This is a genomic window from Burkholderia sp. LMU1-1-1.1 (assembly GCF_040675865.1).
Taxonomy (GTDB): domain Bacteria; phylum Pseudomonadota; class Gammaproteobacteria; order Burkholderiales; family Burkholderiaceae_D; genus Rugamonas.
Map to the genome: position 1 here is coordinate 162,218 of NZ_JBEGHG010000007.1, position 25,097 is coordinate 187,314.

The following is a 25,097-nucleotide window of genomic DNA, read 5'->3' on the forward strand; positions in this document are numbered from 1 at the left end:
GTCGAGCCGGAGGGGGCGGGAGCACGGCGGCGGCCGTCCTCCCGCCCTTTGCCTTTTATGACGACGTTCCGGCAACCAATGGTCAAAATTACGCTACCACCCCACGTTCATCTCGCACCAAAATGCAGCAATTTCGCGCAACTGGGCACATATCGATATATACAAAACGTTACATAACTGACTGTATTACAATGTTGCAGCCTCAGCCGGCACCCGCTCCGGTTGGCGTACGTCCAACACTATCCTTTTCAGAGACCATCCAATGAGATCCGTCCCTCGTTCCACCACATTCGCCTGCGCCGCCCTCACCCTTGCCGTGCTCAGCGCCTGCGGGAAAAAAGACGCCGCGCCCGCCGCCCCGCCTCCGCCGAAGGTGGCGGTGGTCACGGTGGCGCCGGCCAGTGTCACGCTGACCAGCGAACTGCCCGGCCGCACCGAGGCCTCGCGCATCGCCGAGGTCCGCGCGCGCACCGCCGGCATCGTGCTGAAACGGGTGTTCAAGGAGGGCGGCGAGGTCAAGGCCGGCGAGGTGCTGTTCCGCATCGACCCGGCCAGCTTCCAGGCTTCGTTCGACAGCGCCCAGGCGGCCGTCGGCCGCGCCGAGGCCAACCTGGCCCAGGCCGACCTGCGCGTCAAACGCTACACGCCGCTGCTGGCCGCCCAGGCCGTCAGCCAGCAGGAATACGACGACGCCATCACCTCGCAGAAGCAGGCCCGCGCCGACCTGGCCACGGCCAAGGCCGCGCGCACCAACGCCGGCCTGACCCTGGGCTACGCCACCGTCACCGCGCCGATCTCCGGCCGCATCGGCCGCGCGCTGGTGACCGAGGGCGCGCTGGTCGGCCAGGGCGAGGCCACGCCGATGGCCACGGTGCAGCAGCTCGATCCGATCTACGTCACCGTCACGCAATCGTCGACCGAGCTGCTCAAGCTGCGCCGGGCGCTGGCGGACGGCAAGCTTAAAAGCGCCGGCAAGGACGAGGCGCGAGTCTCGCTGGTGACCGAGGACGGCCAGACCTACCCGCAGACGGGCAAGCTGCTGTTCGCCGACGTCTCGGTCGACCAGACCACCGGCTCGGTGTCGATGCGCGCCGAGTTCCCCAACCCGAACCGCACGCTGCTGCCGGGCATGTACGTGCGCGCGCGCCTCGAGCAAGGCGTCAACGAGGCCGCCATCACCGTGCCGCAGCAGGCCGTGGTGCGCGGCACCGACGGCGCCACCGTGCTGCTGGTGGGCGCCGACAACAAGGTCACGGCCCAGCCGGTCAAGGCCGACGCCGCGCAAAACGGCAGCTGGGTCGTCAGCTCCGGCCTCAAGGGCGGCGAGCGCGTCATCGTCGAGGGCTTCCAGAAGGCCAAGCCCGGCGCCACCGTCGCGCCGGAACCGTGGAAGGGCCCGGTCGGCAGCGCCGCCGCCCCGGCCCCGGCCGCGCCAGCCGCCGCCACCAAATAATCGGGAGACCAGATGGCCAAGTTCTTCATCGACCGCCCCGTTTTCGCGTGGGTGATCGCCCTGTTCATCCTGATCGGCGGCGCGCTGTCGATCACCATGCTGCCGGTGGCGCAATACCCGACCATCGCGCCGCCGTCGATCGTCATCGACGCCACCTACCCGGGCGCCACCGCCCAGATCCTCGACGACGCCGTCACCAGCGTGATCGAGCAGGAAATGAACGGCGCCGACGGCCTGCAGTACGTCGAGGCCGTCAGCGAGGGCAACGGCGCGGTGTCGATCACCGTCACCTTCCTGCCCGGCACCAACCCCGACCTGGCCGCCGTCGACGTGCAAAACCGCATCAAGCGGGTCGAGTCGCGCCTGCCGCAGGCTGTCACGCAGCAAGGTGTCAACGTCAACAAGGCGCGCAGCAACATTTTGATGTTCGTCGGCGCCTCGTCGACCGACGGCAAGATGGACACGGCCGCCATCGGCGACTATCTGGCGCGCAACGTCGTCAATGAACTCAAGCGCCTGCCGGGCGTGGGCCAGGCCCAGCTGTTCGGCACCGAGCGCGCCATGCGCGTGTGGGTCGATCCGGCCAAGCTGGTCGGCCTGCGCCTGACGATGGCCGACGTCACCGCCGCCATCCGCGCCCAGAACGCCCAGGTCACCGCCGGCACCCTGGGCGACCTGCCGTCGCCCGAATCGCAGGCCTACGCCGCGCCGATCGTCGTGCAGGGCCAGCTGACGTCGCCCGAGGAATTCGGCAAGGTGGTGCTGCGCTCGAACACCAACGGCTCCATCGTGCGTCTGAGCGACGTGGCCCGCGTCGAGATGGCCGGCGCCAACTTCAACCGCAGCGCGCGCCTCGACGGCAAGCCCTTCGTCGCCGTCGCCGTCCAGCAGTCGCTGACCGGCAACGCGCTGGCCACCGCCACCCTGGTGCGCGCCAAGATGGACGAGCTGTCCAAATTCTTCCCGCCAGGCCTGAAATACACGGTGCCGTACGACACCTCGACCTTCGTCAAGATCTCGATCGAGGAGGTGGTCAAGACCCTGTTCGAGGCGGTGCTGCTGGTGTTCATCGTCATGTACATCTTCCTGCAGAACCTGCGCTACACCTTGATCCCGACCATCGTCGTGCCGATCGCGCTGATGGGCACCTTCGCCGTCATGCAGCTGGCCGGCTTCTCGATCAACGTGCTGACCATGTTCGGCATGGTGCTGGCGATCGGCATCCTGGTCGACGACGCCATCGTCGTCGTCGAGAACGTCGAGCGCATCATGAGCGAGGAAGGCCTGTCGCCGCGCGACGCCACCCGCAAGGCGATGTCGCAGATCACCGGCGCCATCGTCGGCATCACGCTGGTGCTGATCGCCGTGTTCATCCCGATGGCCTTCTTCGGCGGCGCCGTCGGCGCCATCTACCGCCAGTTCTCGCTGTCGATGGTGTCGGCCATGGTGTTCTCGGCGCTGATGGCGCTGACCCTGACGCCGGCGCTGTGCGCCACCATCCTCAAACCCGTCGAGGCCGGCCACCACCACGAGAAGAAGGGCTTCTTCGGCTGGTTCAACCGCAAGTTCGCCGTCACCGCCAGCGGCTACCAGGGCATGATCGCCAAGATGCTCACGCGCACCGGCCGCTTCATGATCGTGTTCCTGCTCATCTGCGGTGTGGTCGGCTGGCTGTACGCGCGCCTGCCGTCGTCGTTCCTGCCGAACGAGGACCAGGGCTACATCATCGCCAACGTCCAGCTGCCGCCGGGCGCCTCGCGCAGCCGCACCGAGGCCGTGCTGGCCCAGGTCGAGGACTACCTGCACAAGCAGCCGGCCGTGGCCCGCACCATCGCCGTGGCCGGCTTCAGCTTCTCCGGCGCCGGCCAGAACGTCGGCCTGGTGTTCGTGCCGCTCAAGGACTGGAGCGAGCGCGGTCCGGACGACGCCGCCGACAAGATCGCCGCGCGCGCGCTGAAGGCGCTGTCGGGCATCGCCGACGCCGTGGTCTTCCCGCTCAGCCCGCCGCCGATCCGCGAGCTGGGCAACGCCACCGGCATCACCGCGCGCCTGCAGGACCGGGCCGGCGTCGGCCACGCCGGCCTGCTCGAGGCCCGCAACCAGTTGCTGGGCCTGGCCGGCAAGAGCGACATCCTCAAGGGCGTGCGCCCCGAGGGCCTGGAGGACGCGCCGCAGCTGCAGATCGACATCGACCGCGACAAGGCCAACGCGCTGGGCGTGGCCTTCGCCGACATCAACAGCCTGCTGTCGGTGGGACTGGGGTCGAGCTACGTCAACGACTTCACCAGCAGCGGGCGCCAGCAGCGCGTCATCGTGCAGGCCGACGCGCCGCAGCGCCTGCAGCCGGAGGACCTGCTGCGCCTGAACGTGCGCAGCGCCTCGGGCGGCATGGTGCCGCTGTCGGCGGTCGCCAGCACGCGCTGGATCAACGGCCCGGTGCAGCTGGTGCGCTACAACGGCTACCCGGCCATCAAGCTGACCGGCGACGCCGCGCCCGGCCGTAGCACCGGCGAGGCGATGGCCGAGCTGGAACGCCTGGCCACGCAGCTGCCGCCCGGCTTCAGCATCGAATGGACCGGCCAGTCGCTGGAGGAGAAAACCTCCGGTTCGCAGGCGCCAGCGCTGTTCGCGCTGTCGATGCTGGCCGCCTTCCTGGTGCTGGCCGCGCTGTATGAAAGCGAATCGATTCCGGTCGCCGTGTTGCTGGTGGTGCCGCTGGGGATCCTGGGCGCGCTGCTCGGCGCCCACATCCGCGACCTGCCCAACGACGTGTACTTCAAGGTCGGCCTGATCGCCATCATCGGCCTGTCGGCCAAGAACGCGATCCTGATCATCGAATTCGCCAAGGACCTGCAGGCGCAGGGCATGGGCCTGATCGAGGCGACCCTGGAGGCGGTGCACCTGCGCTTCCGCCCCATCATCATGACCTCGCTGGCCTTCATCCTCGGCGTGCTGCCGCTGGTGATCGCCACCGGCGCCGGCTCGGCCAGCCAGCGCGCGATCGGCACCGGCGTCATGGGCGGCATGATCACGGCGACGGTGCTGGCGGTGTTCCTGGTGCCGGTATTCTTCGTGGTGATCCGCAAAATCTTCAAGGGCAGCGAACGCCAGCGCAAGCTGGCCGCTCACGAAATGGACGACAAAAAGCATGAGACTTATGACTAACCCGGCCCGCGCATCCTCCCCCGCCGCGCGCGCGACCTGGCGGGCCACGCAGTTGGCCACGGCGATGCTGGGCGCGGCGCTGCTGTCGGCGTGCTCGCTGGCGCCCACCTACCAGCGTCCCGACGCGCCGGTGGCTCCGGCCTTCCCGGCCGACGACGCCGGCAAGGCCGCCAAGACCGGTTCGGCCCCCACACCTGCCGCCGACCGGCGCGACGCCGTCGATACCGGCTGGCGCGAGTACTTCAACGAGCCACGCCTGCAGCAGCTGATCGCCGCCGCGCTGGAGAACAACCGCGACCTGCGCACCGCCGCGCTGCGCATCGAGGAGGCGCGCGCACTGTACAACGTGCAGTCGGCCGACCGCCTGCCCAACCTGAACGCCAGCGTCGGCGCCACGCGCGCCAAGACGCCGGCTACCGTATCGCCAACCGGCGAGAGCGTGATCGGCCGGCGCGTCGACGCCGGCTTGTCGATCTCCTCGTTCGAGCTCGATTTCTTCGGCCGCGTAAAAAGCCTGAACGACGCCGCGCTGGCGGCCTACCTGGCCACCGACGAGGCGCGCCAGGCGGCGCAAATCAGCCTGGTCGCGCAAGTGGCGCAGGCCTATTTCACCGAACGCGCCTACGCCGAGCAGTACGCGCTGGCGCAGCAAACGTACGAGGCGCGCGCCCGCACCTACAAGCTCACGCAGCAGCGCGCCGAGGCGGGCGCGTCGTCGCGACTCGACCTGCGCTCCAACGAAACGCTGATGGAAACGGCGCGCGCCGCCGCGCTGACCCTGGCGCGCCAGCGCGCGCAGGCCGAAAACGCCCTGACCCTGCTGGTCGGCCAGCCTTCGGCCACCGGCGCCGCCGGCACGATGCCGACCGACGCCCAGATCGACGCGCTCAGCGCCGTGCCGGCCGGGCTGCCGTCCGATCTGCTGGCCCGCCGGCCCGACATCCGCGCCGCCGAGCAGCGGCTCAAATCGGCCAACGCCAACATCGGCGCCGCGCGCGCGGCCTTTTTCCCGCGCATCAGCCTGACGGCGGCGATCGGCAGCACCAGCCCGACCCTGGGCGGCTTGTTCGACAGCGGCACCGGCAGCTGGTCGTTCGCGCCGCAACTGGTGCTGCCGATCTTCGACGCCGGCCGCAACCGCGCCAACCTGACCCTGAGCGAAGTGCGCAAGAACATCGCGGTGGCCGACTACGAGAAGACCATCCAGACCGCCTTCCGCGAAGTGGCCGACGCACTGGCCGCGCGCGACTACCTGGGCGAGCAGGTGGCGGCGCAGCGCGCGGTGCAGGAGGCGCAGGCGGACCGCCTGAAGCTGTCGCAACTGCGCTTCGACAACGGCGTCGCCAGTTCGCTCGACGTGCTGGACGCGCAGCGCGAGCTGTTCAGCGCCCAGCAGTCGCTGGTGCAGGCGCGCCTGCTGCGCACGACCAGCGCGATCGACCTGTATCGCGCGCTCGGCGGCGGCATAAAATAACACCCGGAACCCCGGCACACCGGGGTCGTACCCCGTACGGGGTGCGACCCCGCGCGATTCACGCCGTGCGGGTTAAAACACTCCTACTGAACGCATACACCGCATGTCGTCGCCGATCACCATCCGCCTCGGCCAGCGCGCCCGCCAGCGCATTGCGCAGGAAGGCATGCTCGCCTCCGACATCGCCATCATCCCGGCCGCCGCCGGCGGCCCCAAAGGCCTGATCCTCAACGGCCTCGATCAATGGCTGTTCGGTTCCTGGCTCAGCGCCGCCCCGCGCCCGCGCAAACTGGTCGGCGCCTCGATCGGCGCCTGGCGCATGGCCGCTTCCGCCTTCGACGATCCGGCCGCCGCGCACAAACGCCTGGCCCACCTGTACGTCCACCAGCGCTATCCCGCCAAGGTCACCGCCGCCTATGTGAGCCAGACCTGCCGCGCGCTGCTCGACGAACTGCTCGACGGCCGCGCCGCCGACGCGGTCGACCACCCCCACCACCACGTCAACGTGCTGACCGCGCGCGGCACCGGCGCGCTGGCGAGGGCCAACGGCGTACGCTGGCGCGAGATGGCCGGCTTCCTGCTGGCCGCCGCCGGCAACGCCGTCTCGCGCGACCGCCTGGCCGGCGCGATGGAACGCGTGATCTTCCACAGCCGCCGCGACGAGGCGCACTGGCTGCGCGACCCGTTCGACGCCTTCGCCGGCCACTTCGTCGCTCTGTCGGAGTCCAACCTGCGCGACGCCTTGCTGGCCTCCGGCTCCATCCCGCTGGTGCTGGAGGCTGTGACGGCCATCGCCGGCGCGCCCGACGGCGCCTACTGGGACGGCGGCTTGATCGACTACCACCTGCACCTGCCCTACCAGCGCGACCCCGGCCTGGTGCTGTACCCGCACTTCAGCGACTACATCGTGCCGGGCTGGCTGGACAAGTCGATGCCGTGGCGCCGCGCCGGCGGCGGCGATCCCGCCCTCGACAACCTGATCCTGGTCTCGCCGTCGGCATCCTTCGTCGCCACACTACCCAACGGCAAACTGCCGGACCGCAAGGACTTCACCGCCTACGGCCAGAACCACGCCGGCCGCATCCGCGACTGGACCCGCGCCATCGCCGAAAGCGAACGCATGGCCGAGGCCTTCGCCCGCTGGTGTGAAAAACCCGATTTAAAAGCAACATTGCTTTTTTAGATAAGACACATTGTTTCATATTCGCAACAGAACTTCACCTATCACATGACCGTCCGCGATGCCGGGCGCATACTTGCAGCCATAAACTAAGTCACCCCGCTATGTTCCCGCCGGGGCAGGCACACGGTCAATGGAGCCATCATGAATTTCTTGTCGCATACGCGCATCGGCACCCGCCTCGCCATCGCGTTCGCCCTCGTCCTGCTGCTGGCGGTCGTCGCCACCACGGCCGGCCTGGTCAACGCCCGCAGCAACGCCGCCGCCACCAAACAAATGATGGAGCAACCGCTGGCCAAGGAACGCCTGGTCTCGGACTGGTACGTGCTGATCTACTCTGCCGTCGCCCGCACCGAACTGATCGCGCGCAGCAAGGACGACACCTTGCCGGTGGTGTTCGCCGACACCATCGCCGCCAGCACCAAGCGCGGCGGCGAATTGCTCGGCAAGGTCAAGGAGCTGCTGGCCAGCGACGAGGAACGCAAACTGTACGACGCCACCATCGCGCTGCGCGCCGCCTACCAGAAGGCCAAGAACGAGGTCGGCGACATCCGCAAGACCGGCGACGACACCGCCGCCGAAGCGGCCTACCGCGACAAGTTCCTGCCGGCCGCCGAGGCGTACAAGAACAAGGTCAACGAGCTGCTGGCCTACCAGCGCAAGGCCATCGACGACACCGCGCACGCCATCGACGCCGCCAACGCCCGCAGCAACACGCTGCTGCTGGTGCTGACGGTGCTGATGGTGGCCATCGGCTCGCTGGCGGCGTGGATCATCTCGCGCTCGATCACCGCGCCGCTCAAGTCGGCGATCGACATCGCCGCGACGGTCGCCAACGGCGACCTGACCACCCGCTTCGACGGCCCCACCTCGCGCTCCGAAATCGGCGAGCTGATGACCGCCCTGAAAGGCATGAACGACTCGCTGCGCAACGTCGTCAACCAGGTGCAGGTCGGCACCAAGACCATCGCCAGCGCGTCCAACGAAATCGCCGCCGGCAATATGGACCTGTCGCAGCGCACCGAGGAACAAGCCAGCTCGCTGGAGGAAACCGCGTCGTCGATGGAGGAGCTGACATCGACCGTGCGCCAGAACGCGGAAAACGCCCGCCAGGCCAACCAGCTGGCGCATGCCGCCTCCGACGTGGCCGAACGCGGCGGATCGATCGTCGGCCAGGTGGTCGACACCATGGGCACGATCAACGACTCGTCGCGCAAGATCTTCGACATCATCAGCGTCATCGACGGCATCGCCTTCCAGACCAATATCCTGGCGCTGAACGCGGCGGTGGAAGCGGCGCGCGCCGGCGAACAGGGTCGCGGCTTCGCGGTGGTCGCCTCCGAGGTGCGCAATCTGGCGCAGCGCTCGGCGGCTGCGGCCAAGGAGATCAAGGAATTGATCGGCAATTCGGTGGAGCAGGTCGACATCGGCTCGAAGCTGGTGCAGCAGGCCGGCAGCACGATGAACGAGGTGGTCGACAGCGTGCGCCGCGTCACCGACATCATGGGCGAGATCACCTCGGCCAGCAGCGAGCAAAGCATCGGCATCGATCAGGTCAACACCGCCATCACGCAGATGGACCAGGTCACGCAGCAGAACGCCGCGCTGGTCGAGGAAGCCGCAGCGGCGGCGGCCAGCATGCAGGAACAGGCCGAGCGCCTGGCCGATGTGGCGTCGTCGTTCAAGCTCGATGAGGACGGGGCGCGCCAGTCGCTGGCGGCGCCGCCGGCCGCGCGCAAGATCCCAGTCAAGGCGCCGGCCCGTCCGACGCCGGCGGCTCCGAAAAAGCCGGCGGCCCGCCTGGCGACGTCCAGCGCCAGCAGCAATGCCCGCAAGCCCGCCACGGTCGGCAACGACAAGGATTGGGAAGAGTTTTAACCCCAGACCAGGGCTGGGGTCTGACCCCGAACTTCCGGGTTAGGTGGTCAAAAACATCTGCTGCAAATCATTGAGGAAGCGCTGTCCCAACTCGGTCGGCTTGATGACTTTGTAATCCCGATACAGCAGCCCCTTGGCCTCGGCGGCGTCGAGGCTTTTCCCGATCGTGTTCAAACTCAACCCGGTGCGCTCGCTGAACAGGTTCGGATCGAAGCCGCCGTGCAGGCGCAAGGTGTTCAGCATGAACTCGAAGCCCATGTCCTCGCGCGCGATCTCGTACTCCTCCTGCACCGGCGCGCCCAGCCTGACCTGCTCCATATAGGCCTTCGGCTGCTTGTAGCGCGCCTGCCGCAGTATGCGATGCGGGAACGATATCTTCGAATGCGCCCCGGCGCCGATGCCCAGATAATCGCCGAACTCCCAATAATTCAGATTGTGGCGCGCGCGGTGGCCCTCCTTCGCGTACGCCGACACCTCGTACTGCCGGTAGCCGTTGGAGGCGGTGACTTCGGCGATCATGTCCTGCATATCGGCGCTGGCGTCGTCGTCGGGGAGCGACGGCGGATACTTGGCGAACAGCGTGTTCGGCTCCATCGTCAGGTGGTACAGCGACAGGTGCGGCGGCTTGAACGACATCGCCGTCTCCACGTCCAGCCGCGCCTCCTCCAGCGTCTGCGACGGCAGCGCGTACATCAAGTCCAGATTGAAGTTGTCGAAGTTGGCGAGCGCGATATCGACCGCGCGCCGCGCCTCGTCGTCGTCATGGATGCGGCCCAGCGCCTTCAGGTGGCGCGCGTTGAAGCTCTGGATGCCGATCGACAGCCGGTTGACGCCACTGGCGCGGTAGGACTTGAATTTCTCCGCCTCGAAGGTGCCCGGGTTGGCCTCCATCGTGATCTCGACGTCGCTGTCGAGCGGCAGCAGGGTGCGCACGTCCGACAGCAGCCGGTCCAGGCCCGCCGCCGACATCAGGCTGGGCGTGCCGCCGCCGATGAAGATCGTATAGATCTTGCGGCCCCAGATCAGCGGCAGCGCCATTTCCAGGTCGGCCCGCATGGCGTCCAGGTATTCCTGCTCCGGGAAGGCGCCGCCCTCCTTCGCCTCGTGCGAGTTGAAGTCGCAATACGGGCACTTTTTCACACACCACGGGAAATGGATGTACAGCGACAGCGGCGGCAGGGCCGACAGGTTCAGCGAGCCGCTTTGCAGATACTTCAGCGCGACGCCGGCCGCGTCGCCCAGGTCGGCGCTTGCCGCTTTCGGTGAAGCCGCCTTGCCGCCGGCGCCGACGATTTTGATCGGGATCATTTCAGTTTCTCTACCAGCGCGCGCAATGCCTGGCCGCGATGGGACATGGCGTTTTTCTCATCGGCGGTCAGCTCGGCCGCGCACTTGCCCAGCGCCGGGATGAAGAAGTATGGATCGTAGCCGAAGCCGCCGTTGCCGCGCGGCGTGGCGATCATCTCGCCGTTCCAGCGGCCGTCGGCGATGACCGGCTGCGGATCGTCGGCGTGGCGCAGGTACACCAGCACGCAATAGTAGTAGGCCGATTTGTCGGCGTGCGCGGCCAGGTCGGCGATCATTTTCTCGTTGTTGCGGGCGTCCGATTTCGGCTCGCCCGCGAAGCGCGCCGAGTACACGCCGGGGGCGCCACCCAGGGCGTTGACGCACACGCCGGAATCGTCCGCCAGCGCCGGCAAGCCGGTCAGGCGCGACGCGTGGCGCGCCTTTTGCAGTGCATTTTCGACAAACGTGTGAAAAGGCTCATCCGCCTCCGGCACGCCGAACTCGCCCTGCGCGTGGACGGAAAAGCCCACGGTGGACAGCAGTTCGTTGAATTCCTTGAGTTTGCCGGCGTTGTTGGAGGCGAGGATCAGGCGTTGGGTCATGGTGTGGGCTGCGATCGAGTAATGCGGAGAAGGCGACATTGTAAACCTTTTGCATGAACCCCACCCGCCTGCAAACCGCCGCTAGGGCACCAGCAACGACTGGATCTCCGGCCGCAGATAGTTTTCCAGGGTGACCATCACCGCCGCCGTCACGATGTCACGCTCCTTGACGGGCGCGCCCTTGGCCGCCGCAACCGCCGCCTTCATGCCCTGATAACCCATCTGGCGCGCGTCCTGCAGCACCAGGCCATGGATTTCCTGCTTCTTCAGGCCCTCGAGCAGGAAATCGCTGGTGTCGAAGCCAATCAGCTTCTTCTTGCCAGCGGCCCCCGTCTGGCGCAGCGAACGCAGCATGCCGTCGCTGGCCGATTCGTTGACGGCGAAGATGCCGTCGATCTGCTGGTGTTTTGTCAGCGCCGCCAGACCGGCACGGGCGATCTTGCCGCGCGTGCCGCCGCCGTATTCGTCGATGATGGTGATCTGCGGCGCGTGCCTGGCGAGATAGTTGACGAAGCCGTTGGCGCGGTCCTCGGTCGACGCGCTGCCCGCGATGGTGCGCATCACCAGCACGGTGCCATGCCCGTTCAGCAACGCCGACAGGCGCTCGGCGGCGAGCCGGCCGGCGGCGTGGTTGTCGGTGCCGACGAAGTTGGTGTGCCAACTGCCACCCAGCGCCGAATCGACGACGACGATCTTCACGCCCATCGCCGCCGCCTTGCGGACCGGCTCCATCAGGCGCACCCGGTCGGTCGGCACGATGATGATGGCATCCACGTCGGACCGGGAATACAGGCGCAGGATATCGATCTGCGAATCGATATCGTCGTTATAGGCCGGGCCGCGCCAGGTCAGCTTGACGCCGCCCTCCTCGCGCGCCGCCTTGTCGACGCCCTGGCGCATGAAGGTCCAGAAGTCCTGGTCGCGCGACTTGGGGATGAAGACGATATTGAGGTCTTTGGACAGGACCGCGAGCGGCCAGCCCGAAAGAAAGATCGCCCACAACAGCAGCGCGAGCGGCCACTTTTTCATGAATGTCTTCTCCACCAGGGCGGTCGCCTCACTACGGAACACGTAGGACGGATTGGGCGGGACGTCGTAATCCGCCATTTATGAGCCGTCGACGAAGCATGCATGGCGGATTACGCTGCGCTGATCCGCCCTACGTGGATTATTGGCGGCTCGGCGTCCATTAAACCACGCCCAGCACCTGTTTCTGCAATTTGATCAAATCGGCGATGCCGCCCTGCGCCAGGTCGAGCAGGCGGTTCATGCCGGCACGGTCGAACGCCGCGCCCTCTGCCGTGCCCTGCACCTCGATGAAGTGGCCGGCGTCGTTCATCACCACGTTCATATCGGTATCGCAGCTCGAATCCTCGACATAGTCCAGGTCCAGCACCGGCACGCCCTGATACACGCCGACCGAGATCGCCGCCACGAAACCCTTGAGCGGAATGGCCGGCACGACGCCGCGCGCGACCAGTTTGGAGAACGCGTCATGCGCGGCGACCATGGCGCCGGTGATCGACGCGGTGCGGGTGCCGCCATCGGCCTGGATCACGTCGCAGTCCAGGTGCAAGGTGCGCTCGCCGAACGCCTCCAGGTCGAAGGCGGCGCGCAGCGAACGGCCGATCAGGCGCTGGATCTCCTGGGTGCGGCCCGACTGCTTGCCGCGCGCGGCCTCGCGGTCCATGCGCGTGTGCGTCGAGCGCGGCAACATGCCGTATTCGGCCGTCATCCAGCCCTGGCCCTTGCCCTTCAGGAAGCCGGGCACCTTGTCCTCGATGCTGGCGGTGCAAATGACCTTGGTGTCGCCGCATTCGATCAGCACCGAACCTTCGGCGTGCTTGGTGTAGTCGCGGGTCAGGCGCAGGGTGCGCAGGGCGTCGACGGCGCGGCCGCTGGGGCGTGCGAAGGTGGGTGTTGCTAAGGTCATACGGTGTCCTTGTGAATTGTTTGGGGTTTACTTGAGAATCTGGGAGGATTTTTCGATCGCGCCGCGTATCTCGGCGATGGCTTTTTCAATTTCGTCGTCGTCGAAGGCGGCATCCATGTCGGCCGCCGATGCTTCCGCCGGTCCCTGAACCGGCCCGCCCTGGATGGTGGTGCTGTGCAGGTCCTGCGGCAGCGCCTCGGTCGAGATCACCGTCGGCATGCCGGCCGCCGTCGTCGCTCCCATGCCGTCGACCACCGAACTGCCCTGCCACATGATGGCCAGCGCGGTGACGTTGTCGCTGCCTTCGCCGGCGGCGCCCAGCGCCGCCCGCAGCAGATCGGGCACGGCCCGCACCACCGTGTGCGCGTGCATGCGGCGCGCCATTTCATCGTCCGGCAGCATAGACCACAAACCGTCGGAGCACAACAGCATCTGGTCGCCCGGCAGCAGGCCGCAGCCGTTCGACACCTCCACCTTCGGCAGGCTGTCGGCGCCGAGGCAGTTATACAGCTTGTTGCGGTCCGGGTGGGTGGCGCGCTCCGACGCCGGCACCAGGCCCTTGGCGATCAGGCTTTCGATATGCGAGTGATCGCGCGTGCGCGCCAGGATGCGGCCTTCGCGCATCCAGTACAGGCGCGAGTCGCCGCAGTGCGCCCAGGTTGCCGTGTTGTGCTGGATCAGGCAGGCGACGATGGTGGTGCGCGGCGTCTCCGCCATGTCGTGGGCCTTGCGGTAGTCGTGGATGTCCTGGTGCGCGGCCATGAAAGCCTCTTCGAGGAAGCGCTGCGGCTTTTTCACGTAGGGCGTGGCCTGCTGCTGGAACATGGCCGAAATGGTTTGCAGCGCGACGGCGGCGGCGATCTCGCCGCGCAGGTGGCCGCCCATGCCGTCGGCCAGCACCAGCAGCAAGGCGTCGCGCGTAAAGCTGTAGCCCATGCGGTCCTGGTTGACCTTGCGGCCGCCGATGTGGCTTTCCTGATACACGGAGAATTGCATTGTTTGCCTTCGCAGTCGCCTTGTTTAACGTGACCAGTACCCAGTCCCGATCAGACAAGTGTATCCGGTCCGGCCTTAGCCTTCGGTCCTGCAGCGCCGCCGAGCCGTCCGACCAGGCCACGCAGGCCGCCGCCGAGCTTTTCGATGATGCCCCGCCGTGCCTGCGCCGGGGGCGGCGGCTCCGGCGGCGCCACCGACGCCTGCAGCACCTTCTGCAGCGCGAACAGGCTTTGCGGCCGCTCCAGCGGGTCGACCATCAGGCACCAGCGCACCAATTGCACCAGCTCCGGTGTGTAGCCGCCGGCGAGCTTTTCAAAGTGTCCGGCCATTTTATCCTCGGTCTTGCGCTGGTCGGCCGGCTGCGGCGGCGAACCGACCATGCAGGCGAACATCGACGCGCCGATGCTGTAGACGTCCGACCACGGCCCCAGGCCGCCGGTTTTGACGTACAGCTCCGGCGGCGCGAAGCCCGGCGTGTACATCGGCGCCAGGGTCGGCATGTCGTTGTTGACGGTCTGGCGCGCCGCGCCGAAGTCTAACAGCATCGGCGTGCCATCGGTGCGCAGGTAGATATTGGCCGGTTTCAGGTCCAGGTGCAGCAGCTTGTTGGCGTGGACCTCGCGCAGGCCCTTGAGCACCTGAATAAAGATCGTTCGGATGAAGGCCTCGCCCACTTTGCTGCCCTTGGCGCGCTGGCGCTGGATATGCTCCTGCAGCGAGTGGCCCGATTCATAGGCCATGACCATATAGACGGTGTCGTGGGCCCGGAAGAAGTTGAGCACGCTGACGACGTTGGGATGGGAGATGCGGGCCAGCGCCCGGCCCTCCTCGAAAAAGCACTTGAGGCCGATCCGGAACACCGGCAGGTTGGCGCGCGGGACGGTCGGCGCCAGCTCGCCGTCGCGCCGCAGCGCAAGCGAACTGGGCAAATACTCCTTGATGGCGACGGCCACCCCGTCGGGGTCGTACGCGAGGTAAACAATACTGAACCCACCGGACGCAATTTTCTTTACAATGCGATATCCAGCAATTTCCAGACCATCTGGTAACGGGGCGTTGTTTTGTGCAGCCATAGGATTCCTCGCCTCAACACACCGGATTGTGTGGATAAATCACTGTTTTGTAAAGATTAAATCGGGGATATCCATTGAGCATTTCCAGCATGACGGGCTACGCAGTCGCCACCAGTGAAAGCGCGGCGGGCACACTGACGATCGAAATCAAGAGCGTGAACTCGCGCTTTCTCGACCTTCAGTTTCGAATAAACGACGATTTGCGCGCGCTCGAACCCGATTTGCGCTCGGCGATCATGGCCGCCATCACCCGCGGCAAGGTCGAGCTGAGGCTCAGTTTCGGCCGCAAGGCGGCCACGGCGGGCACGCAGGCGCTCAACCTGCCCCTATTGACCGAATTACAACGACTGCAACAGGAAGTCGGCGCGCATTTCCCCGCCGCGCCGACCATGTCCGTGGCCGAACTGCTGCGCTGGCCGGGCGTCATCGAGGAAGCCCAGATCGGCCAGGAGTCGCTGCAGGCCGACGTCGCCGCGCTGACCGCCACCACCGTGCAAGCCTTCGTCGTCAGCCGCCAGCGCGAAGGCGCCGCGCTCGAGGCGATGCTGACCTCGCGCATCGAGGCGATGGAGGTGATCGTCAAGCGTATCACGCCGCTCATTCCGCAGGTGGTCGCCGCCTTCCAGCAAAAGGCCGTCGAGCGCATGCAGGACGCGCTGGGCCTGGCCTGCCAGGGTTCGAATTCGGCGCTGTCGCGCCAGGACGCGCTCGAGCGCATCCGCCAGGAAGTGATCCTGTACGGCATCCGCATCGACGTCGCCGAGGAGCTGGGCCGGCTGTCGGCGCACCTGACCGAGACGCGCCACATCCTGAAAAAGGGCGGCCAGGTCGGCAAGCGCCTGGACTTCATGATGCAGGAGCTCAACCGCGAAGCGAACACGCTCGGCGCCAAGGCCTCCGTCAAGGAACTGGCCGACGCCTCGATGGAACTGAAGCTGCTGATCGAGCAGATGCGCGAACAGGTGCAGAACCTGGAGTAACGTCGGCATCGAACCAGGGGAGCTTCGGCTCCCTTTCTTTTTGGACGCTCCCACCCGGCCGCCCGACGCTGAACGCGTGGAGCGATCCATCGGCGCCGACCGTGAAACGGAAACCCTGGGACCGAACCGGAACTCGGCCTGCTCTTTCCTTGGAGGGCATCGCGTGGCGCTCGGCGGCGGAACAGGCGCTGTGGTCAGTGGATCTGGAAAACATCTGCGAGGTGCACGGCATCGACGGGCCGGTGCCGGGGGCGGCGTTCGTGGTCGAATCATTGCTGGACCGGCTCGCCTGATCGCCCCTCGGCAGGGCCGAGGCGACGCCCGGCCCATCAACGCACTACAGCAACTGATTCAGCTTGGCGATTTTGATATCGGCCACCTCGCCGATGGTCTTGACCAATTCCAGGAAATGCGGTGTCGCCTCGTGCCGAGCATGCGCTTCGGCGTCGTCCCAGGCTTCGATCATGACGAAGGTCGCGGGGTCGCCCAGATCCTGATGCAAGTCGTAGCGGATGCAGCCAGCCTCGGCGCGGCTCGGCGGCACGATTTGGTCCAGCGCGGAACGCACCAGCAGCTCGGAACCCGAATGGGCGGTAATGGTGGCAACGACGATCAGATCGGGCATGTTCTATCCTGTGGGTATGTGGAGACTCCTATAATTGGGGCGATTTGCCAAACGAAAAGCCCCAGCCGCGACGATCGGCGCGGCCGGAATCGCGATACTTTGTGGTATCTTCGCAGGTTATCGATAACAAAAATAATCGGAGACGGAATGACCTACGCAGGAACATTCACGCGGGGCGCGCTCGCCATCGCCATCGCGCTGACATGGCCGCACTCGGCCGCCATCGCCGCCCCCAAGCTGCCGGAAACGGTGCTGTTCGGCGTCGCCTACTACGACGAGTACACCCCGGTCGACCGCATCGACGAGGACGTGCGCATGATGAAGGAGGCCGGCATCACGGTCGTGCGCATCGCCGAATCGACCTGGGGCACGCTGGAACGCGGCGAAGGCGTGTTCGACTTCTCGCACGTCGACCGCATGCTGGCCGCCTTCGACAAGGCCGGCATCAAGGTCATCGTCGGCACGCCGACCTACGCGATCCCCACCTGGCTGGCCCGCCAACACCCCGACGTGCTGGTGACCACGTCCAAAGGCCGCGCCGGCTACGGCCCGCGCCAGAACATGGACATCACCAACCCGGAGTTCCGCCGCGCGGCCGAACGGGTGATCGTCAAGCTGATCGACCACGTCAAGGACCACCCGGCCGTCATCGGCTACCAGGTCGACAACGAGACCAAGGCCTACTTCACCAGCGGCCCGAACGTGCAGGCCGCCTTCGTGGCCGCCATGCGCAAAAAGTTTCCGGACCTGGAACAGCTCAACAAGGCCTTCGGCCTCGATTACTGGAGCAACCGCATCAACAGCTGGGAGGATTTCCCGTCGGTCAACGGCTCCATCAACGCCAGCCTGTCCAATGCCTTCGCCGACTTCCAGCGCGGCCTGGTCACCGAGTATCTGACCTGGCAGGCCGGGCTGGTGCGCGCCCGCGCCCGTCCCGACCAGTTCATCACCCAGAACTTCGATCTGGGCTGGAAGGATCATTCGTACGGTGTGCAGCCCGAGGTCGATCACTGGCAGGCCGCCAAACCGCTCGACGTCGCCGGCATCGACATCTACCACCCCAGCCAGGACCAGCTGACCGGCGCCGAGATCGCCTTCGGCGGCGACCTGACGCGCTCGCTGCGCAACGGCCAGAACTATCTGGTGATGGAGACGCAGGCGCAAGGCTTCCCGCACTGGACGCCCTACCCCGGCCAGTTGCGCCTGCAAGCGTTCAGCCACCTGGCCAGCGGCGCCAACATGGTCGCCTACTGGCACTGGGCGACCACCGCCAACGCCATCGAGACCTACTGGCGCGGCGTGCTGTCGCAGGACTACCGGCCCAACGAGGTGTACGCCGAGGCCAAGACCATCGGCGCCGACCTGCAAAGGCTGGGGCCGAAACTGGTCAACCTGCGCAAGAAAAACCAAGTCGCGCTGTACGTCAGCAACACCGCGCAGGCCGGCTTCGACGCCTTCAAGGTCAACGCCGGGGGCAAGACCTTCAGCTACAACGAGGCGGTGCGCCCCTACTACGACGCGCTGTACCGCATGAACATCGAGGCCGACATCCTGTCGCCGTCGTCCACCGCCGCGCTGTCGGACTACAAACTGATCGTGGTGCCGTCGCTGTACGCGGCCAGCGACGCCGAAATCGCCAAACTGAACGACTACGCCAAGGCCGGCGGACGCGTGCTATACACCTTCCGCAGCGGCTTCTCGGACGAGAACACCAAGGTGCGCTACGCGGTGCAACCGGGGGCCATCAGCGAGGCGGCGGGTGTGCGCTACAACCAGTTCACCAATCCGAAGGACGTGACGCTGGACGGCGATCCGTTCAAGGTGGGCAAGCAGGACAACCAGGCGCGCTGGTGGATGGAGTTCCTGACGCCGACCACCGCCAAGGTGATCGCGCGCTACAAGCATCCATCGTGGCCGAACTATGCCGCCGTCACGCGCAACGCCTACGGCAGAGGCGAAGTGACCTACGTCGGCTTCATGCCGACCGACGCGGTGATCGGCAAAATCGTGGCCGAGCAGGTCGAGCGCGCCGGCATCGCGTTGCCGAAGGCGCGCTACCCGCTCATCGTCCGTGGCGGAACGCTACAGAACGGCAACCGGGTGCGTTACTTGCTAAACTATTCAGCCAAGCCGCAGCGCGTCGACTACGTTCACGCCAACGGCACGGAGCTGCTGTCGGGACGGGCGGTCAAGCGCGGCCAGGCGCTGGAGCTGGGACCGTGGGGCGTGGCCATCGTCGAGGAACGCTGACGCGAGTCGGCGCGGCGCGCAACCCGGCCACCATCTTCGCAACGACTTTCGGGGAGCACGCATGGCTGCATCGAACGCAAAATCGAACATCAGGGTGGGCATCGGCGGCTGGGACTTCGCGCCGTGGCGCGAGACGTTTTATCCGAAGGATGTGACGCAAAAGAAGGCGCTCGAATACGCCAGCCGGCACGTCACCAGCATCGAGATCAACGGCACCTTCTATCGCACCGCCAAGCCCGAACACTTCGCCTCGTGGAACGCGCAGACGCCGGACGATTTCATCTTCTCCGTCAAGGCCAGCCGCTACGCCACCAACCGCAAGGTGCTGGGCGAGGCGGGCGAATCGATCGAACGCTTCATCGGCAGCGGCCTGGCGGAACTGGGCGACAAGCTCGGCCCCCTGCTGTGGCAGCTGGCGCCGACCAAGCAGTTCGATCCGGACGACCTGGAAGCGTTCTTCAAACTGCTGCCGGCAAAACTGGGCACGCGCAAGCTGCGCCACGTGCTCGACACCCGCCACGACAGCTTCATGTGCGCCGACTACGTCAAGCTTGCGCGCAAGTACAAGGTCGCCAGCGTGTTCACCGACTCGCCCAAATTCCCCTCCTTCGCCGACGTCACCAGCGATTTCGTCTACGCCCGGTTGATGAACGCGCAGAGCGAACAAGCGACCGGCTACACCAAGCCGGCGCTGAAGAAATGGGCGGCGGCCGCGCAGCAATGGCAGGCCGGCGCGCTGCCGCCGGACCTGCCGTATGTGGCGCCGCCGGCCGCGCCGGACAAGGCCGGCGCCAGGGCGCGCCCGGTGTTCGTCTACTTCATCAACGGGGCCAAGGAACGCGCGCCGGCCGCCGCCCAGCATTTGATCGGATTGCTGTGATCGCGGCCCGATCGCACGCGAATTGACAGCCGAATTGAATGCCGGCCGTTGCTCTTGGTAAAATACGTCTTTGGGCGCTGCCCGCATACGCATTTGAAAGTTAAACACATGAGCTCATCCAACGCATTCGCCGGCAGCCTGTTCATGGTGGTGGCGCCATCGGGCGCCGGCAAGTCGACGCTGGTCAACGCGCTGCTGGCGCAGGAACCGACGATCAAGCTGTCGATTTCGACCACCACGCGCGCGCCGCGTCCGGGTGAAACCCACGGCAAGGAATACTACTTCACCAACGCCGAGGATTTCGTCGCGCGCGCCGACGCCGGCGAGTTCCTGGAGTGGGCCGAGGTGCACGGCAATTACTACGGCACCTCGCGCATCATGGTCGAGCAGCAGATGAAAACCGGCACCGACATCCTGCTCGAAATCGACTGGCAGGGCGCGCGCCAGGTCAAGAAGCAGTTCCCGCAGGCGGCCGGCATTTTCATCCTGCCGCCGTCGATCGACGCGCTCGAACAACGGCTGAAAAAACGCGCCACCGACGAGGCCCACGTGATCACCCGCCGGCTGCTGGCGGCCGGCGGCGAAATCGCCCACGCTCCCGAGTTCGAGTATGCTATTATCAATGAAGAATTCGCGGTCGCCCTGTCTGAATTGACGGCGATTGTCAGAGCGGCCCGTTGCCGGTTTGCGCAACAAGCGGCACGCAACACCTCGCTATTTGCCCAATTGGGTATCCACGCTGAATAAATACACAAGATTTTAGGAGTTATGATGGCCCGTATTACTATTGAAGATTGTCTGAAAACCATTCCGAACCGTTTCCAGCTGACCCTGGCCGCGACCTACCGCGCCCGTCAACTGCTGCAAGGCCACACTCCCAAGGTGGAAGCCAAGGACAAGCCGACCGTCGTCGCGCTGCGCGAAATCGCCGCCGGCAAGGTCGGTCTGGAAATGTTGAAAAAGGTCCCAATGTAAGTTGGGACCCGCGTTCCCGAACAATGTGAATGATGCGGTTTAGCAGCGGTTGAGCAATAGCGCACGCCATCAGGTAGTATTTACATTGACATTCTCATTACGACGGAACGCACACGTATGAATCTGATCCCCGCCGATCCGACACTTAGCGGCAAACCCCGGTCCACGCAACCGGCGAAACAGCCGGCCAAAGCGCCGGCCGCAGCCACGTCGGGCGCCAACGCGGGCGACAGCACAGCCTCCACCATCGCCTCCTCCGCACCAGCCCCCGTTCAACCAGTGATTTCCTCGTCGCCCCTGGCCACGCCCACGCTGACCGCCGGTGTCGCCTCCGTCACGCACCTGACCGAAAAACTGGCCGAATACATGACACCCGCCGACCTCAAAAAGGTCAAGGAAGCGTACCGCTTCTCGGACGAGATGCATCTCGGGCAGGTGCGCAAGTCGGGCGAGCCGTACATCTCGCATCCGATCGCCGTGGCCGAGATCTGCGCCGACTGGAAGCTCGACGCGCAAGCCATCATGGCCGCGCTGCTGCACGATGTGATGGAAGACCAGGACGTCAAAAAGGACGAGTTGATCGAACGCTTCGGCGCGCCGGTCGCGAACCTGGTCGACGGCCTGTCGAAGCTGGAAAAAATCGAGTTCCAAAGCCAGATCGAGGCGCAGGCGGAGAACTTCCGCAAGATGCTGCTGGCGATGGCGTCGGACGTGCGCGTGATCCTGATCAAGCTGGCCGACCGTCTGCACAATATGCGCACGATGGAGGTCATGGCGCCGGCCAAGAAGGCGCGCATCTCCAGCGAGACGATGGAAGTGTACGTGCCGATCGCGCACCGCCTCGGCCTGAACAACATCTACCGCGAGCTGCAGGACTTGTCGTTCTCGCATCTGTATCCGCTGCGCTACCGCACCCTGGCCAAGGCCGTGAAGGCGGCGCGCGGCAACCGCCGCGAAGTGGTGTCGAAAATCCTCGACTCGGTCAAGACCACCCTGCAGATCGCCGACATCGAGGCCGAGGTCTACGGCCGCGAGAAAACCCTGTACGGCATCTACAAGAAGATGCGCAGCAAGCACCTGTCGTTCTCGCAGGTGCTCGACGTCTACGGCTTCCGCGTGGTGGTCGACAGCTTCCCGAACTGCTATGTCGCGCTGGGCACCCTGCACTCGCTGTACAAGCCGATGCCGGGCAAGTTCAAGGACTACATCGCGATCCGCAAATTGAACGGCTACCAGTCGCTGCACACGACCCTGATCGGCCCGTACGGCACGCCGGTCGAGTTCCAGATCCGCACCCAGGAGATGCACCGCACCGCCGAATCGGGCGTGGCCGCGCATTGGCTGTACAAGAACGGCGAATCGAACCTGTCGGACCTGCAGCAGCGCACCCACGCGTGGCTGCAATCGCTGCTCGACATCCAGCAGCAGACCGGCGACTCGGCCGAATTCCTCGAACACGTCAAGGTCGACCTGTTCCCCGATTCGGTGTACGTGTTCACGCCCAAGTCGAAGATCATCGCGCTGCCGCGCGGCGCCACGCCGATCGACTTCGCCTACTCGATCCACACCGGCATCGGCGACCACACGATCGCGGTCAACATCAACAACGAGCCGGCCTCGCTGCGCACGGAGCTGCGCAACGGCGACATCGTCGAAATCGTCACCGACTCGTCGTCGCGCCCCAGCCCGACGTGGCTGTCGTTCGTCCGCACCGGCAAGGCGCGCTCGGCGATCCGCCACCATCTGCGCACCATCAACCTGCCCGAGTCGATCACGCTCGGCCAGCAACTGCTGTCGCAGGCGCTGACGTCGCTGGGCATGAGCGCCGTCCTGGAAGACCACCTGATCGAACGGCTGCTCAACGAATCGAGCGCCAAGTCGCTCGACGAACTGTATGCCGACATCGGCATCGGCAAGCGCATGGCGGCGCTGGTGGCGCGCCATATCTTCGGCCTGCGCGGCGGCGAGTCGGCCAGCGCACCGGTGGACCACAACAGCGCGGCCGAACTCGATCCGGTGACGATCTGCGGCAGCGAGGGCGTGTCGGTGCAGCTTGCGCCGTGCTGCCTGCCGATCCCGGGCGACTCGATCGTCGGCCAGCTGCGCCGCGACCAGGGCCTGCTGGTGCACACCAACGACTGCACCCTGGCCAAGCGCCAGAAGATCAAGGAACCGGACCGCTGGATCGCCGTCAAGTGGGGCACGGAACTGAACCGCCGCTTCGACAGCCGCATCAAGCTGTTGATCAACAACGAAAAAGGCATCCTCGCGCGGGTCGCGGCGGAGATCGGCGAGTCCGACGCCAACATCACCTATGTCGGCATGGACGAGGACAAGGAACACGTGCTGCACCAGTTGCGCTTCACGATCCAGGTCAAGGACCGCGTGCACCTGGCGGGGCTGCTGCGCAACGTGCGCCGCGTGGTGGGCGTCAACCGCATCCTGCGCGAGCGCAGCTAGACCCTCACGGCCAACCCGCACTGCCGGGCGGGGTCGTACCCCTTGGGGTACGACCCCTAAGTGGTGACGCCTGCGCATCGCTAAAAGCTGGCGGGTTTGACTCTACAAGGTCCGCTCAGCATTGACTGCGGACCGTATACGTCCGACCGCCAAGTCGGTCATTTGCTCGCTGAACAACCCAAGATATGCTTGCCGGCGAGCTGCCGGGGTTGCCCCCAATCGTTGATATAGCTCGTGCGACGTGACCACGGGATCGTCCCGTCCTTCGGCATTGCACCGATAGCTCGACCAGCGATAACTCCCGGGATAGTCAACCATACCCGCGCGCACCGGATTCAATTCAATATATCGCTGGCACGCAAGGAAATAATCCTCCGTTTGCACGACGCAGCTTTTATATCGCCCCTGCCATACCGCGCCGCAACGCTGATAGCGGTGATTGAAATATTGGGAATAATCTTGTGTGGTGGATTTCATCAAGCACGCAAGTGCTTTGACGTCGGCCACCGAAAGCAGAAGGTGCACATGATTCGTCATCAAGACGTAGCCATGGACCCTGGCTTGATTGACACGGGAATGCAGTTGAAGCCCGTTCAGAAACTTCAGGTAGTCGTCTTCGACGATGAAACATGGCTGCCGATCGTGACCACGTTGAATGACGTGCAATGGCACGCCGGGGAGTACGACTCGGTGACGGCGCGGCATGTCGGTCCCCTGCAGGTTTAACCCCGCAAAGATATCAGTTCTGTCAATGAACCAATGTGACTTTCATCAAATGGCGCGAACCCCGCACTGCCGGGCGGGGACTCGGCATCCCCGTCGTACCCTAAGGGATACGCCCCCTATGTGGTGACGCATGCGTATCGCTAAAAGCTGGCGGGGTTTGACGGCGCTATCCACCTCATTTGGCAACAACCGGATCATACCAATACGCCTTGTTCGACAATGGCGTAAGCGGCGGCAGCAAAGGATTCTCCAGCTTGAAAATCCGCCGCTTGCGCAATCCCACCTTCTCGATCAGATCATCGTAGGCCTGATGAAACAGCCGATCCAGGCGGCCGTCGGCGCTCAGCAACCGCATGCCGTGCTCGAGCCGCCGGGCCAGCCTCGGCTCGCCCGGCGCGACAAAGAAATAACGCGCCAGCGGCATATACAACGCCAGCTCGCTCTCGATGGCGAGTGCCGGGAACCCCGGGGCGTAGGCCTCACGCTCGTACACCGCCTCCTCCACCGAGCGCGGGAAAAACATAAAGCGCTCGGCCGCCAGCATGGCTTGCAGGTTGTGCACCGAAACGCCCGTCACGACCTTGAAACCGTTATGGAGCAGCACCGGGGTCGAGCTCCACTGACGGCCGGACCCCAGCGCCAGCTCGCGCAACTGGGGCAATCCGCCCACCGCGCTGAACTGGCCCTGACGGCGGCCGTCGATCAGGAAGATACGGTAGCCTGAAAACCCTTTGTCGACGGGAATGCGGATCGGGATCAGCTTGCGCTCCCACTCCTCGGTGGTGACCTGCGCGGTCAGGTTGACCATATCGCCCTTGACCATTTCCTGCATCAGGCGGTCCCGCTCCATAATCAGCGGCGAGATGGTCAACTCGAAGGGGCCGTATTTCTCGGTGGATGCCTCCAACGCCGCCTTCAACACGCCCAGCGCGTACCGGTCCCGGAAATCGGGATTGTTGAAGACGAAATCGCCGCGGTACGTATCGAGCGCGCGCGCCGGCGGCGCCGCGCCGAACAGCGCCAGCGCCACCAGCGCGCACCGCATCAGGCGGCGGGTCCGCGTGGGCCCGCCGCCGTCATCGGGGCACGGTTTGTTTACAGTTGCCTGGTTCATCATAGTGATCGTAATGGCTTCCCTCATGCGGTCGGCGTGGTGGCGC

At 65.7% G+C, this 25,097-nt stretch carries 21 protein-coding genes; 12 read left to right on the forward strand and 9 right to left on the reverse strand.

From position 1 onward, the window contains the following. Positions 1-262 precede the first annotated feature (262 nt). The 5 genes from MRBLMU1_RS08565 to MRBLMU1_RS08585 all read left to right on the forward strand — a co-directional run bounded on the left by MRBLMU1_RS08565 (position 263) and on the right by MRBLMU1_RS08585 (position 9,150). Positions 263-1,453 (forward strand): efflux RND transporter periplasmic adaptor subunit, encoded by a 1,191-nt coding sequence (locus MRBLMU1_RS08565; protein ID WP_363499710.1) that lies wholly within the window; start codon positions 263-265, stop codon positions 1,451-1,453. A 12-nt stretch (positions 1,454-1,465) separates the two neighbouring features. Beyond that, positions 1,466-4,618 carry an efflux RND transporter permease subunit gene (locus MRBLMU1_RS08570; protein ID WP_363499712.1) on the forward strand — a complete coding sequence of 1,051 codons (3,153 nt, stop codon included), beginning with the start codon at positions 1,466-1,468 and terminating at the stop codon, positions 4,616-4,618. Next, positions 4,611-6,092 carry an efflux transporter outer membrane subunit gene (locus MRBLMU1_RS08575; RefSeq protein ID WP_414646045.1) on the forward strand — a complete coding sequence of 494 codons (1,482 nt, stop codon included), beginning with the start codon at positions 4,611-4,613 and terminating at the stop codon, positions 6,090-6,092. Before MRBLMU1_RS08570 ends, MRBLMU1_RS08575 begins: the two co-directional genes overlap by 8 nt. Positions 6,093-6,195: 103 nt before the next feature. Continuing rightward, positions 6,196-7,275 carry a patatin-like phospholipase family protein gene (locus tag MRBLMU1_RS08580; RefSeq protein WP_363499714.1) on the forward strand — a complete coding sequence of 360 codons (1,080 nt, stop codon included), beginning with the start codon at positions 6,196-6,198 and terminating at the stop codon, positions 7,273-7,275. Positions 7,276-7,416: 141 nt separating this feature from the next. After that, positions 7,417-9,150: a methyl-accepting chemotaxis protein gene (locus MRBLMU1_RS08585; protein WP_363499716.1), complete on the forward strand. Its 1,734-nt coding sequence runs from the start codon at positions 7,417-7,419 to the stop codon at positions 9,148-9,150. Between the two features lie 39 nt (positions 9,151-9,189). Here MRBLMU1_RS08585 and hemW read toward each other — a convergent pair whose 3' ends face one another. The 6 genes from hemW to MRBLMU1_RS08615 all read right to left on the reverse strand — a co-directional run bounded on the left by hemW (position 9,190) and on the right by MRBLMU1_RS08615 (position 15,041). Beyond that, entirely contained in the window at positions 9,190-10,458 is a 1,269-nt protein-coding gene (hemW, locus tag MRBLMU1_RS08590) for a radical SAM family heme chaperone HemW (RefSeq protein ID WP_363499718.1), read from the reverse strand. Continuing rightward, a complete protein-coding gene (gene rdgB, locus MRBLMU1_RS08595) occupies positions 10,455-11,039 on the reverse strand; it encodes an RdgB/HAM1 family non-canonical purine NTP pyrophosphatase (protein ID WP_363499720.1) in 585 nt (194 codons plus the stop codon). Before rdgB ends, hemW begins: the two co-directional genes overlap by 4 nt. 81 nt (positions 11,040-11,120) lie before the next feature. After that, a complete protein-coding gene (locus tag MRBLMU1_RS08600) occupies positions 11,121-12,146 on the reverse strand; it encodes a substrate-binding domain-containing protein (RefSeq protein ID WP_363499722.1) in 1,026 nt (341 codons plus the stop codon). 82 nt (positions 12,147-12,228) lie between these two features. After that, positions 12,229-12,972, reverse strand: coding sequence for a ribonuclease PH (gene rph, locus MRBLMU1_RS08605; protein ID WP_363499724.1), 744 nt, complete (start codon positions 12,970-12,972; stop codon positions 12,229-12,231). 27 nt (positions 12,973-12,999) lie between these two features. Continuing rightward, entirely contained in the window at positions 13,000-13,968 is a 969-nt protein-coding gene (locus MRBLMU1_RS08610; RefSeq protein ID WP_363499726.1) for a PP2C family protein-serine/threonine phosphatase, read from the reverse strand. A gap of 50 nt (positions 13,969-14,018) precedes the next feature. Then, on the reverse strand, positions 14,019-15,041 hold the full coding sequence (locus MRBLMU1_RS08615) for a serine/threonine protein kinase (protein WP_363499728.1): 1,023 nt from the start codon (positions 15,039-15,041) through the stop codon (positions 14,019-14,021). An 89-nt stretch (positions 15,042-15,130) separates the two neighbouring features. On the opposite strand from MRBLMU1_RS08615, the gene MRBLMU1_RS08620 reads away from it, so the two are divergent. After that, positions 15,131-16,021 carry a YicC/YloC family endoribonuclease gene (locus tag MRBLMU1_RS08620; RefSeq protein ID WP_363499730.1) on the forward strand — a complete coding sequence of 297 codons (891 nt, stop codon included), beginning with the start codon at positions 15,131-15,133 and terminating at the stop codon, positions 16,019-16,021. 101 nt (positions 16,022-16,122) lie between these two features. Beyond that, positions 16,123-16,314 carry a hypothetical protein gene (locus tag MRBLMU1_RS08625; RefSeq protein ID WP_363499732.1) on the forward strand — a complete coding sequence of 64 codons (192 nt, stop codon included), beginning with the start codon at positions 16,123-16,125 and terminating at the stop codon, positions 16,312-16,314. A 44-nt stretch (positions 16,315-16,358) separates the two neighbouring features. Here the strand turns inward: MRBLMU1_RS08625 and MRBLMU1_RS08630 are convergent, their stop codons facing one another. Next, entirely contained in the window at positions 16,359-16,646 is a 288-nt protein-coding gene (locus tag MRBLMU1_RS08630; protein WP_363499734.1) for a putative quinol monooxygenase, read from the reverse strand. 147 nt (positions 16,647-16,793) lie between these two features. On the opposite strand from MRBLMU1_RS08630, the gene MRBLMU1_RS08635 reads away from it, so the two are divergent. The 5 genes from MRBLMU1_RS08635 (at position 16,794) to MRBLMU1_RS08655 (ending at position 23,211) form a co-directional block, all read left to right on the forward strand. Next, positions 16,794-18,896, forward strand: a complete 2,103-nt coding sequence (locus MRBLMU1_RS08635; RefSeq protein ID WP_363499736.1) for a beta-galactosidase — start codon at positions 16,794-16,796, stop codon at positions 18,894-18,896. Positions 18,897-18,957: 61 nt separating this feature from the next. Continuing rightward, entirely contained in the window at positions 18,958-19,776 is an 819-nt protein-coding gene (locus MRBLMU1_RS08640; protein WP_363499738.1) for a DUF72 domain-containing protein, read from the forward strand. A 108-nt stretch (positions 19,777-19,884) separates the two neighbouring features. Continuing rightward, positions 19,885-20,523 carry a guanylate kinase gene (gmk, locus tag MRBLMU1_RS08645; protein WP_315221645.1) on the forward strand — a complete coding sequence of 213 codons (639 nt, stop codon included), beginning with the start codon at positions 19,885-19,887 and terminating at the stop codon, positions 20,521-20,523. A gap of 24 nt (positions 20,524-20,547) precedes the next feature. Then, on the forward strand, positions 20,548-20,751 hold the full coding sequence (gene rpoZ / locus MRBLMU1_RS08650; protein ID WP_008451304.1) for a DNA-directed RNA polymerase subunit omega: 204 nt from the start codon (positions 20,548-20,550) through the stop codon (positions 20,749-20,751). Positions 20,752-20,868: 117 nt separating this feature from the next. Beyond that, positions 20,869-23,211 carry a RelA/SpoT family protein gene (locus MRBLMU1_RS08655; RefSeq protein ID WP_363499740.1) on the forward strand — a complete coding sequence of 781 codons (2,343 nt, stop codon included), beginning with the start codon at positions 20,869-20,871 and terminating at the stop codon, positions 23,209-23,211. A gap of 102 nt (positions 23,212-23,313) precedes the next feature. Here MRBLMU1_RS08655 and MRBLMU1_RS08660 read toward each other — a convergent pair whose 3' ends face one another. Together MRBLMU1_RS08660 and MRBLMU1_RS08665 are read right to left on the reverse strand one after the other, a co-directional pair. After that, positions 23,314-23,916: a transposase gene (locus MRBLMU1_RS08660; RefSeq protein ID WP_363499742.1), complete on the reverse strand. Its 603-nt coding sequence runs from the start codon at positions 23,914-23,916 to the stop codon at positions 23,314-23,316. Between the two features lie 196 nt (positions 23,917-24,112). Continuing rightward, on the reverse strand, positions 24,113-25,054 hold the full coding sequence (locus MRBLMU1_RS08665) for a hypothetical protein (protein WP_363499744.1): 942 nt from the start codon (positions 25,052-25,054) through the stop codon (positions 24,113-24,115). Between the last annotated feature and the right edge of the window lie 43 nt (positions 25,055-25,097).